This is a genomic window from Micromonospora sp. DT227, assembly GCF_049841835.1.
Lineage (GTDB): Bacteria > Actinomycetota > Actinomycetes > Mycobacteriales > Micromonosporaceae > Micromonospora.
The window spans coordinates 950,386-964,257 of record NZ_JBNCLA010000001.1 but is presented as its reverse complement, the minus strand read 5'-3'; the positions used below and the strand labels follow the sequence as shown (position 1 = coordinate 964,257).

Annotated in this window: 13 protein-coding genes; 1 reads left to right on the top strand and 12 read right to left on the bottom strand. The window is 73.5% G+C overall.

The annotated features are described in order from the left end of the window. Nucleotides 1-52 precede the first annotated feature (52 nt). The 5 genes from ACLQ2W_RS04735 to ACLQ2W_RS04715 form a co-directional block, all read right to left on the bottom strand. Nucleotides 53-2,242: a bifunctional glycosyltransferase/CDP-glycerol:glycerophosphate glycerophosphotransferase gene (locus ACLQ2W_RS04735; RefSeq protein ID WP_425785358.1), complete on the bottom strand. Its 2,190-nt coding sequence runs from the start codon at nucleotides 2,240-2,242 to the stop codon at nucleotides 53-55. Between the two features lie 16 nt (nucleotides 2,243-2,258). Next, on the bottom strand, nucleotides 2,259-4,223 hold the full coding sequence (locus tag ACLQ2W_RS04730; RefSeq protein ID WP_425785357.1) for a DUF5941 domain-containing protein: 1,965 nt from the start codon (nucleotides 4,221-4,223) through the stop codon (nucleotides 2,259-2,261). Then, nucleotides 4,220-4,963, bottom strand: a complete 744-nt coding sequence (locus ACLQ2W_RS04725) for an ABC transporter ATP-binding protein (protein ID WP_107154781.1) — start codon at nucleotides 4,961-4,963, stop codon at nucleotides 4,220-4,222. The genes ACLQ2W_RS04730 and ACLQ2W_RS04725 overlap by 4 nt, the downstream gene beginning before the upstream one ends. After that, the gene (locus ACLQ2W_RS04720; RefSeq protein WP_405092175.1) at nucleotides 4,964-5,791 is read right to left on the bottom strand and encodes an ABC transporter permease; all 828 of its coding nucleotides are present in this window, start codon (nucleotides 5,789-5,791) and stop codon (nucleotides 4,964-4,966) included. Nucleotides 5,792-5,856: 65 nt separating this feature from the next. Next, the gene (locus ACLQ2W_RS04715) at nucleotides 5,857-7,227 is read right to left on the bottom strand and encodes an L-serine ammonia-lyase (protein ID WP_425785356.1); all 1,371 of its coding nucleotides are present in this window, start codon (nucleotides 7,225-7,227) and stop codon (nucleotides 5,857-5,859) included. A 430-nt stretch (nucleotides 7,228-7,657) separates the two neighbouring features. Between ACLQ2W_RS04715 and ACLQ2W_RS04710 the strand changes: the two genes are divergently transcribed. Continuing rightward, entirely contained in the window at nucleotides 7,658-7,861 is a 204-nt protein-coding gene (locus tag ACLQ2W_RS04710; RefSeq protein ID WP_425785355.1) for a PspC domain-containing protein, read from the top strand. 51 nt (nucleotides 7,862-7,912) lie between these two features. On the opposite strand, the gene ACLQ2W_RS04705 is transcribed toward ACLQ2W_RS04710, so the two are convergent. The 7 genes from ACLQ2W_RS04705 to pdxH form a co-directional block, all read right to left on the bottom strand. Then, nucleotides 7,913-8,677: a DUF4230 domain-containing protein gene (locus ACLQ2W_RS04705; RefSeq protein ID WP_425785354.1), complete on the bottom strand. Its 765-nt coding sequence runs from the start codon at nucleotides 8,675-8,677 to the stop codon at nucleotides 7,913-7,915. A 99-nt stretch (nucleotides 8,678-8,776) separates the two neighbouring features. Next, nucleotides 8,777-9,937 (bottom strand): acyl-CoA dehydrogenase family protein, encoded by a 1,161-nt coding sequence (locus tag ACLQ2W_RS04700; protein WP_357294646.1) that lies wholly within the window; start codon nucleotides 9,935-9,937, stop codon nucleotides 8,777-8,779. Between the two features lie 4 nt (nucleotides 9,938-9,941). Continuing rightward, entirely contained in the window at nucleotides 9,942-10,247 is a 306-nt protein-coding gene (locus ACLQ2W_RS04695) for a type II toxin-antitoxin system VapB family antitoxin (protein ID WP_107154773.1), read from the bottom strand. Between the two features lie 54 nt (nucleotides 10,248-10,301). Next, on the bottom strand, nucleotides 10,302-10,904 hold the full coding sequence (locus tag ACLQ2W_RS04690; protein WP_281943405.1) for a nitroreductase family protein: 603 nt from the start codon (nucleotides 10,902-10,904) through the stop codon (nucleotides 10,302-10,304). Between the two features lie 2 nt (nucleotides 10,905-10,906). Next, on the bottom strand, nucleotides 10,907-11,833 hold the full coding sequence (locus tag ACLQ2W_RS04685; protein ID WP_405092172.1) for an aldose 1-epimerase family protein: 927 nt from the start codon (nucleotides 11,831-11,833) through the stop codon (nucleotides 10,907-10,909). A 15-nt stretch (nucleotides 11,834-11,848) separates the two neighbouring features. After that, nucleotides 11,849-13,141 (bottom strand): MFS transporter, encoded by a 1,293-nt coding sequence (locus ACLQ2W_RS04680; RefSeq protein WP_425785353.1) that lies wholly within the window; start codon nucleotides 13,139-13,141, stop codon nucleotides 11,849-11,851. After that, nucleotides 13,138-13,767 carry a pyridoxamine 5'-phosphate oxidase gene (pdxH, locus tag ACLQ2W_RS04675; protein ID WP_425786013.1) on the bottom strand — a complete coding sequence of 210 codons (630 nt, stop codon included), beginning with the start codon at nucleotides 13,765-13,767 and terminating at the stop codon, nucleotides 13,138-13,140. Before pdxH ends, ACLQ2W_RS04680 begins: the two co-directional genes overlap by 4 nt. Between the last annotated feature and the right edge of the window lie 105 nt (nucleotides 13,768-13,872).

The following is a 13,872-nucleotide window of genomic DNA, read 5'->3' as shown; positions in this document are numbered from 1 at the left end:
ATCGAGTTCGCACATCGGGTAAACGTGCCATGTTCGGCTCGTGACAGTCTTATTACGTGGATTTGCCGAGGAACACGCGTCGGACCACCCGATCCGCCGCGTGCCCGTCCTCCAGCGAGCAGAACCGGGCCCGGAACGCCGCCCGCGCCCGCTCGGCCGCCCCGCCGTTCACCACGCCGGAGCGGAAGACGTCCAGCAGCCCGGGGAAGTCCGTCGCGACCGCGCCCGGCGGCTCGGCCAGCAGGTCGAAGTAGACGCCCCGGGCCACCCGGTACGCGTCCCAGTCCGGCGCGTAGACCACGATCGGCCGGTCCAGCACGGCGTAGTCGAACATCGCCGACGAATAGTCGGTGACCAGCACGTCGGCGGCCAGGTAGAGGTCCTCCACCCGCTCGTGGGCGCTGACGTCCAGCACCCCGCCGGCGGCCGGCCCACGCGGCCGTCGCTCCCGGTCGTGGAAGTAGTGGCTGCGCATCAGCAGCCGCCCGGCCGGGCCGAGCACGTCCCGCATCCGGTCCGGGTCGAACGGCGGACGCCAGCCGGGCAGGTGCTCGCGGTGCGTCGGCGCGTAGAGCACCACGTACTCGTCCGCGCCGATGCCCAGCGCGGCGCGGACCTGGCGGCACTCGTCGGCGGTGGCCCTGGCCAGCCGGTCGTTGCGCGGGTAGCCGACCTCCAGCGTGGTGTGGTCGGCCGGGTACGCCCGCTCCCACATCTGCGTGGAGAAGGCGTTCGCGCTGACGCTGTAGTCCCAGCGGTCCACCCGGCGCAGCAGGCCGGCGAAGTCCATGCCCATCGCGCCCACCGGATAGCGCTGCTGGTCCAGACCCATCACCTTCACCGGCGTGCCGTGATGGGTCTGCACGTGCACCGAGCCGGGACGCTTACGGACGAAGTCCGGGAAGTTGACGTTGTTGACCAGCCAGTGGGCGCGGGCCAGCACCCGGTGGTACTCCGGGGTGCCGGCGACCACGTACTCCACGCCCGGCGGCAGCGTGGCCACCCGGTCCCGCCGGACGATCCAGACGCCGCGCACCTGCGGGGCGAGCCGGCGGGCGGCCTCGTAGACGGCGGCCGGGTTGCACGCGTACCCCCGGTACCAGTAGGCCGCGTAGACGGCAAGCGTCGGGTCGATCGGGCGGCGCAGCTCGGCCCGGTAGTACTCGTGCAACGCGGTGTCGCGGGCCCGCCGGGCGGTCCGCCGCACCACCGGTGTCACCCGCCGCCGGGCCCGGTCGGCCGTCCGCCGGGCGGTCTCCCCGGCCTGGTGGGCACCGCGCAGCGCGCTGAACGTCCGCCACCGGCCGGCCGCCACCAGCCGGTGTTTCAGCCCCTCCACCCCGGGCGGCACCGGGTAGCCGCCGGACGGCCGGAAACGCCTGTGGTCCTCGTGCATCTGGGCGAAGAACGGCGCCCGCAGCTCCGGCGCGATCCGCTCCCCGTGGCCGAGCACGGTCAGGTAGTGCCAGATCATCCGCTCGAAGACCGCCGGCCGCAGCTCGTCCACCGCCGGCGCCCACCGGTCCATCAGCCGGAACACGCGGTGCCACTGGGCGAACACCTCGAAGTGCCGGTCGCCCCGGGTCCGGGTGATCGCGCCGGTGCGGCGCTGCCGGTAGTTGAGGCAGACCCGGTCCAGTACGCCGATCCGGTCGGCGGCCATCAGCGCGGGATAGCTGAACGAGACGTCCTCGTACCAGCCGGGCGCGAAGCGCAGCCCGCGCTCGACCAGGAACTCGCGGCGGACCAGCCGGTTCCAGGCGGTGTGCAGCAGCCGCAGCGTCTCCGGCCGGTCCCGCAGCGTGAACGTCTCCGGGCCGGGCGGTTCCGGGAAGACGTCCCGCATGGCGCTGCGCGTGCCGACGAAGTTCCAGTGTGCCCGGACGTGGTCCACGACCAGCACGTCCGGGCGGGTGTCGCGGAGCCGGTCGGCGACGTGCGGCAGGCAGCCGGGCACCAGCCAGTCGTCCCCGTCGACGAACCACACGTACTCGCCGGTGGCCCGGTCCAGCCCGGCGTTGCGGGCCGGACCGAGCCCGACGTTGTCGGCGAGCCGCACCGGGTGGACCCGGGGGTCGCGGGCCGCGTACTCGGCCAGGATCTCGCCACCGGCGTCCGGGGAGGCGTCGTCCACGCCGATCACCTCAAGATCGGCGAACGGCTGGTCGAGGATCGAGTCGAGGCATTCCCGCAGGTAGCCCTGCACTCGGTAGGCCGGCACGACGAAACTGATCAGGGTCATGCCGCCCCGCCCTCCGTCAGCCCGGCGAGCGCACACCCCCACGGGCGCGGGCCGGCAGGACCACCCAGGCGAGGACCACGCTCACGACGAAAACCACGAAAAGGTACGCACCGAGTGTAGCCAGAGCGATACTCGCAATTCCGGCGATCAGCGCGATTGCCAGCACCGCCGAGCGCCCCTCCCAGCCCAGCGTGGCGACGTGCAGCGGCGGGGCCGACTGCCGCTTCTCCAGCCGGGCGGTCAGGTCGTAGTGGTGCAGCGTGAGCACCAGGACGTACCCGAAGATCAACCAGGCCGGCGCGCGCCCGGCCACGCCGACCGCGATGGCGAACAGGTACTCGGCGGCCCGCAACGCGGCCGGCACCAGCCAGTCCAGCGCCCCGGCGTGCGGCGTCCGCGCCCCCTGCGCCGCGCCCAGCAGCAGCACCAACGCGAGGACCGGCGCCCAGATCGGCAGGTCTCCCCCGCCGTGCACCGTGCGCAGCGCCCACACCAGCATCCCGGCCGCGCCGAGCGCGCCGAGCACCGCCAGCAGCAGCGGTCCCCGCGCCGGGGGCAGCGTCCGCACCAGCGGGCCGTCGTCGCGGTGCAGGCCGGTGTCGACGGTGGTCAGCACCGGCACCCGCATCCACCGCGCCCGCAGCGTCCGCAACGCCCCGGTGTACGCGAACGCCAACGTGCCCCAGACCAGCACCGCGCAGAGCGCCACCAGCGGCCCGAACAGCGCGGCGGCCAGCGCGATCAGCGCCCACCGCTCACCGATCGGGAACACCACGGTCCGCTTCAGCCAGTACGACACCGAGCCGGTGTCCGCCTGCACCCTCGTCGACGCGGCGTTCAGCTTCCCGCCGATGCCGCCCGCGTCACCGGACACCACCTTGGGCCGCCGGGCCGCCTCGTCGTGCAGCGCGCCGTACCAGGTGTCGGTCATGTGCCGCACGGTCTGCAACGTCATCGCGGCCAGCGCCAGCGCCCAGCCGTAGCGGAACCCGGCGTGCGTGGCGCCGAACCCGAGACCGGCGTAGACCACGTACTCCTTGAACCGGTCGGCCATCGTGTCCAGCCAGCCGCCCCAGGCACTGAAGTGCCGGGTGTAGCGGGCCAACTGCCCGTCCACGCAGTCCAGCACGAACCCCAGGTAGAGCAGCACCGCGCCGGCCACCAGCGCGGGCCGGCCACCGACGCCGAACAGCACGGCCGCCGCCACCGCGAACGCCACCGAGACCATGGTGACGCCGGTCGGGCCGATCCCGATCCGGGCCGCCGCCTTCGTCACGTACGGCGACCAGGTGCTGACGAAGAACGTGGTGAAGAAGTCGTCCCGCTCCTTCACCGACAGTTTCAGCTCGGCCCGGTCCTCGTCGACGGCCGCCACCTCCGCCTCGGCCGCCGCCCGGCCGGCCGCGTCGCCGACCCGGTGCGCCACGAGCAGGCGTACCCGGTGGGCGAAGATCAGGGCGCCCCGGGCGGCGAGCCCGGCCACCAGCCGGTCCACCGCGGCGAGCGGCCCGCCCGGCTCGACGCCGGACGCCGCGGGCGCGGCCGGGACGGTAGCGGACGCCGCGCGGGCCGCGTCGACGAGCGCCGGCAGGTCGGCCGCGCCGACCCGCAGCGCGCCGCCGAACACGCCCGTCGCGTCCGCCGCGTCACCGACCGCGACCACCTGGCCGCGCTCCTCGCGCACCACCGCCTGCCCGGCGGCCGGCGGGTCGGTGAGCACCAACGCCACCGTCGGCCCGACCGGGCTGGTCGCGAGATGCCTGAGTACGGCCGTGTGCGCCACCAGGTCGACGCCGCTGACCAGCACCGGGCCGGTCGCGCCGGCCACCAGGTCGGCCAGCTCGCCCAGGTCGGCGGCCACCCGCACCTGCTCCGCCCCGGCCCGCCGCCACTGCGCGGCCACCCGGTCGGCCGGCGGCTCCGCGCCTTCGGTGGCTCCGCCCGCCGCCGGCCCGGCGGCGAGCACGATCGCGAGCGTCACCGCTGCGCCGCGTCGGCGTAGGCCGCCAGCGCCTCGTCGATCGTCCCGTCGACGATCAGCCGTCCGGCGTCGAGGTAGAGCCCCCGACGGCAGAACCGGGTGAGGTCCTTGTCGTTGTGTGACACCAGCACCAAGGTGCGTCCTTCCGCGAGAAGTCGCTCGATGGTCGCATAGCACTTCGCGCGGAACTCCGCGTCCCCGACCGCGGTCACCTCGTCCACCAACAACACCGGGTGCGGCAGGTGCGCGATCACCGCGAAGCCCAACCGCACCTTCATCCCCGACGAGTAGTGCCGCACCGACGTGTCGATGGCGCGTTCCACCTGCTCACCGGCGAACGAGACGATCTCGTCGAAGTGCCGCCGCAGGTACGCCGGGGAGAGCCCGTGCAGCCCGCCCACCAGGTACAGGTTCTCCCGGCCGGTCAGGTCGCCGGAGAACCCGGCGGACAACTCCAGCAGCGGCGCCACCCGGCCGTGCACCGAGATCGTGCCCTCGTCCGGGATGAGCACCCCGGCGATCAACCGCAGCAGCGTGCTCTTGCCGGTGCCGTTGCGCCCCACCACCCCGACCGTCTCGCCCGGCTCGATCCGGAACGACAGGTCCCGCAGCGGCCAGAACCGGCCGGCGTCCGGGTCCCGCGCGCCCCGGTGCACGATCAGCTCGCGCAGCCGCAACTGCCGGCGCCGGTTCCGCACGAACCGGATGCCCAGCCCGTCCGCCTCGATGATCGGCGGCACTCAGAGTTCCTTCAGCACGGCCGGCTCCAGGCGGCGAAAGGCCCACCAGCCGAACACCAGCACCAGCCCGCTGACCGCCACCGTCACGGTGAGCAGCCGGGCGTCCGGGAACTCGTCCGGGTACCAGACCGCGTGGTGCAACTGGAAGATCCCGACCAGCGGGTTCAGCTCGTACGCGAGCTTCAGCCAGCCCGGCATGCCGGAGTCCCGGACCAGGTTGAACGGGTAGATGATCGGGGTGGCGTAGAACAGCAGCCGGATGACCAGCCGCATGGTCCGCTCGATGTCGCGCATCAGCACGTTGCCCGCCGACAGCAGCAGCGCCAGGCCCACCAGCAGCACGAACTGCACGGCCACCGCCAGCGGCAGGGCGAGCAGGCTCCACCCGGGGTGGATCTTCCCCTGGGCGGCGTAGAGCGCCGCGATGGCGACCAGGATCGGCAGGCCGGCCAGGTACTCGGCGAAGCGGCCGGCGACCCGGCCGATCGGGAAGATCGGCCGGGGCAGGTTCATCGTGGTGATCAGCCGGGCCTGCCCGGTCAGCGCGCCGGCCGCCTCGGTCAGCGCCGAACTGGCCCACATCCAGGCGAAGATCCCGGTGATCAGGAACAGCGGGTACGAGCCGGCCGCCTCGCCCAGGTGCCGCCGGGTCGCGCCGGAATAGAGCACGCCGAAGACGAACCAGTAGATCAGCCCCATGCCGAGCGGCTCGATGAGCGACCAGAGGTAGCCGAGCACCGACTGCTGGTACTTCACCGCGAGATCCCGCCGGACCAGGATGCGCAGCGAGGTGCGGGCGGACCAGAGCGCCGCGACGCCGGACGTCACCGCCCCATCGTCGCGCTGTTTTTCCCGGCAACTCCCGGCTCGGGCACCAGATCACCCCAACGGGGTCAGCACTCGATCACGTTGACCGCGAGCCCGCCCCGCGCCGTCTCCTTGTACTTGACCTTCATGTCCGCGCCGGTCTCCCGCATGGTCTTGATGACCTTGTCCAGCGACACGTGGTGCACGCCGTCGCCGCGCAGCGCCAGCCGGGCCGCGGTGATCGCCTTGATGCTGGCCACCGCGTTGCGCTCGATGCACGGGATCTGCACCAGCCCGCCCACCGGGTCGCAGGTCAACCCCAGGTTGTGCTCCATGCCGATCTCGGCGGCGTTCTCCACCTGCTCCGGCGTGCCGCCCAGCGCCTCGGCCAGCCCGGCCGCCGCCATCGAGCACGCCGACCCGACCTCGCCCTGGCAGCCCACCTCCGCGCCGGAGATCGAGGCGTTCTCCTTGAACAGCACGCCGATCGCGCCGGCCGCCAGCAGGAACCGGACCACGCCCTCGTCGGAGGCGCCCGGCACGAACCGGGTGTAGTAGTGCAGCACCGCCGGAATGATCCCGGCGGCGCCGTTCGTCGGCGCGGTCACCACCCGCCCGCCGGCCGCGTTCTCCTCGTTGACCGCCAGCGCGAACAACGTCACCCAGTCCATCGCGCGCAGCGGGTCGTCCGCGCCGGTCTCCGCCTCCAGGCCGCGCCGCAGCTCGGCGGCGCGGCGACGGACCTTCAACCCACCCGGGAGTACGCCGTCGCGGGTGCAGCCGCTCTCCACGCACTCCCGCATCACCCGCCAGATGTCCAGCAGCCCGGCGCGGACGTCCGCCTCGCTGCGCCAGGACAGCTCGTTGGCGAGCATCACCTCGCTGATCGACAGGCCGGTCCGGGTGGTGACGTCGAGCAGTTCCGCCCCGGTGAGGAACGGGTGGCGCACCCGGGTGCTGTCCGGCTTGATCCGGTCCGCCCCGGCCGCCGCCTCGTCCACCACGAACCCGCCGCCCACCGAGTAGTAGGTGCGCGCCCGCACCTCGCGCCCGGCCGCGTCGTACGCCGCGAACGTCATTCCGTTCGGGTGGTACGGCAGCGAGCGCCGGCGGTGCAGCACCAGGTCCCGGTCCGGGTCGAAGTCGACCTCCTGGGTGCCCAGCAGGCGCAGCCGCCGCGCGTCCCGGATCCGCGTGATCCGCTCGCCCACGGTGTCGGTGTCGACCGTCTCCGGGGCCTCGCCCTCCAGCCCGAGCAGCACCGCCCGGTCGCTGCCGTGGCCGTGGCCGGTGGCGCCGAGCGAGCCGAACAGCTCCGCCTGCACCCGGGCCACGTCGGCGAGCAGCCCGTCGGCCTTCAGGCCACCCACGAACGTCCGGGCGGCCCGCATCGGCCCGACGGTGTGCGAGCTGGACGGCCCGATACCGACGCTGAAGAGGTCGAAAACACTGATCATGGCTGCACTTTCCTCGCCGTCGTCCCCGTTGTGCGGTTCCGAACCGGTGTCTGCCACGTACCCGCTCGACGGGCCGACGGCGCGGCGCCCGGGGTGGGGGCGCCCGACCGGCGAGCCTACCCGCCCCAGCTCAATACCCGTCCCCACCCCGCCACACTCCCCACCCACCCCCACCCCCACCCGGCATGCGCCAGATTCACGGAAAGCGTGGCCATCCGCGCGTCGATGGCCACGCTTTCCGTGAATCTGCAACTGCGCCGGGGGTGGGGCGGGTGCGTCGGGGCACGGCGGGTGGGTCGGGAGGGGGCGGCGGGGGTATGTACCTACGGGTGCCCGGGTCGCCGATCCTCCTCGGGGCCGAGGGCGCGACGCGCACCCCGACCTACCGTGGAATCAGCGCGGCGGATCGCCGCAGAAGTGGGAGACGACGATGAGTCGCAAACTGGTCCGGCCCCGCGAGGGGCGCATGATCGCCGGTGTCTGCGCCGGCCTGGGGAAGCGGTTCGGCATGTCGGCCGGCATGGTCCGGCTGCTGTTCCTGCTGTCGCTGCTGCTGCCCGGCACCCAGGTGATCGTCTACCTGATCCTGTGGGTGCTGATGCCGAACGAGGACCGCCACCTCGCCACCCGCTGACCCGCACACGACGACGCGCCCGCCCCGGGAGGGCGGGCGCGTCGTGCGCGGTCAGGGGGCCGTGTAGGTGACTGTCACCTTCTGGTAGCCGAGTGAGCGCAGCAGCCCCTCCAGCATCTTGCGGGTGTTCTCCTGCGCCCGGGCGGCGAGCCCGCTGTCCCGGGCCGCCGCGGTGATCCGGTCCTCGGCCAGCTTGTAGACCTGCTGCTGCCGGTTGGGGTCCCCGGCCACCAGGTCGTTGAGCCGGTTGATCAAGCCGCGCTCCTCGGCGAAGACGTAGCTCTTGTCCATGTCCAGGTCGGTCTCACCGAGCTGCGGCGCGGGCAGTTTGATCTCGACGGACTTGCCGTCGTCCGAGGCCACCACCGCCCCGTCGGCGATCTTCGCGAAGTCGACGTACGCCTCGACCCGGCCCGCCCCGACGAAGAGCGTGCGCTCGTTGAGCAGGAAGTCCGGCACGTTGCGCCGGTCCTTCTGCACGTCGACCACCACCTGGAAGTTGCCCTCCGCCGCGACGTAACGACTCAGGTCACGGATCGACTTGAGCAACGGCGGCTGACTGCGGTCGGTCTGCTCCTTGGCGAACGGGTTGCGGAACTCCGGCAGCAGGCCGGTCGCCTGCACGCCGAGCAGCACCACCACCGCCAGCGCCGCCGCACCGAGCACCCAGAGCAGGCCGCGCGCGGCCCCGCCGGCCGAGGGCCGGGCGCCCGGCCCGGGCTCGGGTGGGGCATCCGCCCGGTCGTGCAGGGACTTACTGGTCGGGTATTCCGGGAACTCCCTGGTGGGCTGCTGGGTGTCACCGTCGCGGGCCATCGCCCTCACCGTCCTCGTCCGACACATCGACTGACAATGACGGTACGGGGACTGTGCGACACTCGCTCGTCGAGTGCCCCGATCGGGTGAAGCCGCAGGTCAGGCGAAGGCGGAGAGCCCGGTCAGCCGCTGGCCGATGACGAGCTGGTGGATCTCCGAGGTGCCCTCGTAGGTGAGCACGCTCTCCAGGTTGGCGGCGTGCCGCATGATCGGGTACTCCCCGGAGACGCCGTTCGCGCCGAGGATGGTGCGGCACTGCCGGGCGATGGCCAGCGCCTCCCGGACGTTGTTCAGCTTGCCCACGCTCACCTGCTCGGGCCGCAGCGACCCGGCGTCGGCGAGCCGGCCCAGGTGCAGCGCCAGCAGCAGCCCCTTGTTCCACTCCACCGCCATGTCGGCGAGCTTGGCCTGGGTGAGCTGGAAACCGGCCAGCGGCCGGCCGAACTGGGTGCGGGTGGTCGCGTACGCCAGGGTGGTCTCCAGGCAGTCGCGGGCCGCGCCGAGCGCGCCCCAGACGATGCCGTGCCGGGCCTCGGTCAGGCAGCTCAGCGGCGCCTTCAGCCCGGTCGCCTCGGGCAGTCGCGCATCCGCCGGCAGCCGCACGTCGTCCAGCGTGATCTCGCCGGTGAGCGAGGCACGCAGGGACATCTTCCGGCGGATCTCCCGCGCGCCCACCCCGGGGGTGTCCATCGGCACGAGGAAACCCCGCACGCCGTCGTCGGTGCGGGCCCAGATCACCGCGACGTCGGCGATCGGCGCGTTGGTGATCCACATCTTGCCGCCGGTGAGGATCCAGTCGTCGCCGTCACGACGGGCCCGGGTGGCCATCGAGGCCGGATCGGAGCCGTGGTCCGGCTCGGTCAGCCCGAAGCAGCCGATCGCGTCGCCGGTCGCCATGGCCGGCAGCCAGCGCTGCTTCTGCTCCTCGCTGCCGAAGCGCCAGATCGCGTACATGGCCAGCGAGCCCTGCACCGAGACCAGCGAGCGGACGCCCGAGTCGCCGGCCTCCAGCTCCAGGCAGGCCAGCCCGTACGCGACCGCCGACGCGCCGGCGCAGCCGTACCCGGTCAGGTGCATGCCGAGCAGGCCCAGCTTGCCGAACTCGCGGGCCAGCTCACGGGCCGGCACGTCGCCGTCTTCATACCAGCCGGCGACGTGCGGGCGGACCCGGTCGGTCACGAGCTGGCGGACGACGGCCCGGATCTGCCGCTCCTCCTCGCTCAGCGAGGCGTCGACGTCGAGCAGGTCGAGCGTGGTCACGTCGTCACTCCCCCTGGTCGCCGAGGACCAGCACCCGGGCATGGATCTGGTTGCGCTGCTGCAACGCCGCGCGCAACGCCCGGTGCAGGCCGTCCTCCAGGTAGAGGCCGCCGTTCCACTGCACCACGTGCGGGAAGAGGTCGCCGTAGAAGGTGGAGTCCTCGGCGAGCAGCTTGTCCAGCGCCAGCTCCCGCTTGGTGGTGATGAGCTCGGCCAGCCGCAGTGGACGCGGTGGGATCTCGGCCCACTGCTTCAGCGTGAAGTTGTGCTCCGGATAGGGACGCCCGTCCCGGACCGCCCTGAAGATCACCGCGTGCTCTCCTCCCCCAGGCCGGGCTGACGATGTGGCTGCCAGCCTAACCGCTCAGCTCCACCGCCCCCGCCGGACCACATCATCCACCGGGCGCCGCCCCCGGCGCAGCGACGGTGACCGATGGTCGACGGCTCGGTAGCCAACAGTGACAGCGCCGATCGGATGCAGCTCCGGGGGCACCCCGAACGCCTCCCGGTACGCCCCGACGCGCTGCGGCGGGATGCCGAAGAAGCAGGCGCCCAGCCCCTCGTCCACGGCGGTGAGCAGCATCAGCAACGCCGCGAAGCCGGCGTCCACGTACCAGTAGGGCACCGGCCAGCGGTCCTCGGCGCGGTCCGTCCAGCCCTTGTCCGGCTCGGCGTACCGGTCCAGGTAGGCGTCCCGGTTGGCGTGCGGCACCACGATCAGCGGGGCCCGGCGCATCCCGGCCAGCCAGCGTTCCCGACCACCGCCGTCCGGCGTGGTGGCCGCCCAGAACCGGGCCCGGTCCGCCGGCTCCTCCAGCACCAGGAAGCCCCAGCCCTGCGCGAACCCGGCCGACGGGGCCCGGACCGCGTGCGCGAGCAGCCGGTCCACCACCTCGGGCGGCACCGGCCGGTCGGGGTCGTAGTTGCGGACCATCCGGCGACGCCGGACGACCTCGGCGAACTCCACGCTCAGCGCCCCGGCCGGACGCCCCAGGCGCCGCGCCACGTCTGCCCGGCGTCCAGCGTGATCACGTCCCGGCCGGACCGGAACGCGTCCGGCGGGCACGTCATCGGCTCCACCGCCACCGAGCGGCGGTGCCGCTCACCGCCGAGCGTGTCCCCGGTGAACACCTGCCACCAGCCGAACTCGCGGTCCGCCCAGACCGCCAGCCCGGACGAGCCGTCCGGCGCGCCGAGCGTCACCGCCGAGCCGCCGTCGGCGTCCCGCTCCACGTCCCCGAAGGCCAGGTCGAGCACCAGGTCGCCGATCGGCCGGGGCGCGGTGAAGTCGTACTCGGTGCCGGCCACCGGGCTGGCGCCCACCGGCAGCAGCCGGCCGTCCACCAGCACCCGGTTCCGCCCCGGCACGCGCAGCACCAGCTCGTCCACGCCCACCTTGGGGAGCTGGAAGTAGGGGTGCACGGAGAAGCCGAACGGCGCCGGCTCGGCGGAGAGGTTCGTCACCTCGTGCTCGGCGCGCAGGCCGTCCGGGCCGACGCTCCACCGGCTGCGCAGCCGCAACGCCCACGGGTAGCCCGGGGTGGGCGGCAGGTCGTAGCCGAGCGTCACGCTCGCCGGCGACTGCTCGACCAGCTCCCACCGGACCCAGTTGACCAGGCCGTGCAGCGCGTTGTGCCGCTCCGGCTCGGTCAGGTCGAGCTGGAGCGAGCGGTCCCCGAACGTGTACGCGCCGTCCCGGATCCGGTTCGGCCACGGCGCCAGCACGTGTCCGGCCGAGCCGGGGCTGAGCTCGTCCTCGGCGTACCCGTCGAGGTAGTCCACCCCGTCGTGCCGATAGGCCCGCAGCCCGCCACCGACCTCCACCACGACGGCCTCGTGGCCGTCGGCGGAGATGGTCCACTGTGTTCCGGACGGTGCCCGCTCGTCGATCCCCATTCGGCGACCCTATCGTCACCGACGGTCCTCGGTGGGAGCGGTGGCGCGATAGCGCAGCAACGCGGGGAACGCCGTCACCAGCAGCACCGCCAGCACGGCGGCGGCGATACCGCCACCGACCATGGCGACGCCGGTGCCGAACCCGGCCGCGGTCACGCCGGCCCGCAGGTCACCCAGGCGCGGGCCACCGGCCACCACCACCGTGTTCACGCCCTGGAGCCGGCCGCGCATCCGGTCCGGCGCGTACACCAGCAGCATCGACTGCCGCAGGGTGGCGCTGACCAGGTCGGCGGCGCCGGCCACGCCGAGCAGCAGCACCGCCAGCCAGAGCCGGCCGGCCAGCCCGGCCAGCGCGATGGCCACGCCCCAGCCGACCACCGCCACGGTGAGCGCCAGCCCCTGCCGGCGCACCCGGCCGATCCAGCCGGAGGTGAGGCCGCCGAGCATCGCGCCGATGGCGATGGCGCTGTAGAGCCAGCCGACCGCCGCGCCGCCGCCGAAGCGGTCCTGCGCCAGCTCCGGGAAGAGCGCCCGCGGCATGGCCAGGATCATCGCGATCAGGTCGATGGCGAAGGAGAGCAGCAGCACCGGCGTGGTGGCCAGGTAGCGGAAGCCGTCGACGACGCTGCTCAGCCCGGCCCGGCGGACACCGCCGCCCGGCTCCGGCTCCGGCGGCATCCCCGGCAGCCGCAGGGTGGCCCAGAGCGACACGGTGAACAGCAGCGCGTCCAACCCGTACGCGATGGGCAGCGCCGCGTCGACCCGCCAGGTGGCGAAGATCAGCCCGGCGGCCAGCGGCCCGGCGACCGCGGCGGCGGTGAACGTGGTGTAGTTCAGCGTGGTCGCGGCCGGGACCAGCTCGGCCGGCACCAGCCGGGGCAGGATCGCGCTGCGGGCCGGGGAGGTGATCGCGAACGCCACCGACTGCACGCCCACCAGCAGCAGGAGCAGCACCGGGCTGCGCGCGCCGACAAGTGACTGCACCAGCAGCCCGAGCGTCGCCGCCCAGAGCAGCGCGCCGCCCGCGAGCAGCACCCGCCGCCGGTCCCGGGCGTCGGCGACCGCGCCGCCCCAGAGCCCGAAGACCAGCAGCGGCACGAAGCCGGCGACGCCGAGCAGCCCGACCCAGAACGAGCCGCCGGTCAGGTCGAACATCTCCACCGGCACCGCCACGGCGGTGAACTGGAAGCCGAACATCGCCACCGCGTTGCCGAGCCACACCCGCCGGTAGGCGGGCACGCGCAGCGGGCGCAGGTCGATCGCCCAGCGGCGGGGTCCGCGCGACCGGGCCTTGGTGACCTCCGTCACGGTGCGAGCCGCTCGACGACCCACACCCCGTCGGCGGTACGCCGGAACCGCAGCCGGTCGTGCAGCCGGCTGGCCCGGCCCTGCCAGAACTCCACCGTCTCCGGGCGGACCCGGAACCCGCCCCAGTGCGGCGGGGCGGGGATCGACCCGACGCCGGCGAACCGCTCCGCCGCCGCCCGGTACGCCTCGTCCAGCGCGGCCCGGTCCGGGACCACCGCCGACTGGGTGCTGGCCCACGCGCCGAGCTGCGAGCCGCGCGGCCGACTGGCGAAGTACGCCTCGGTCTCCGCCCGGTCGACGTGCGCCACCCGGCCGGTGACGGTCACCTGCCGCTGCATCGGGAACCACGGGAAGACCAGGCTGGCCCACGGGTTGGCGGTCACCTCGGCGCCCTTGCGCGAGCGGTGGTTGGTGTAGAAGACGAAGCCCTCCGCGTCGTAGCCCTTGAGCAGCACGGTGCGTCCGCTGGGCCGGCCCTGGTCGTCGGCGGTGCCGACCACCATCGCGTTCGGCTCGGGCAGCGGATGCGCCACCGCGTCGGCGAACCAGCGGGCGAACTGGCTGTGCCAGTCCGATGCCAGGTCCGTTTCGGTTAGGCCCAGGTCGGCGGCGTACTCGTTACGCATGCCGGCCGGAGCGGGTGTGTCGCCTGTCACTTTCGCCGTCCCTCTCCCGGGCGTACCGGCGTCCCCCGACGCTGGCCAGGCCCCGACGCCTAGTCTTCTCCTGTC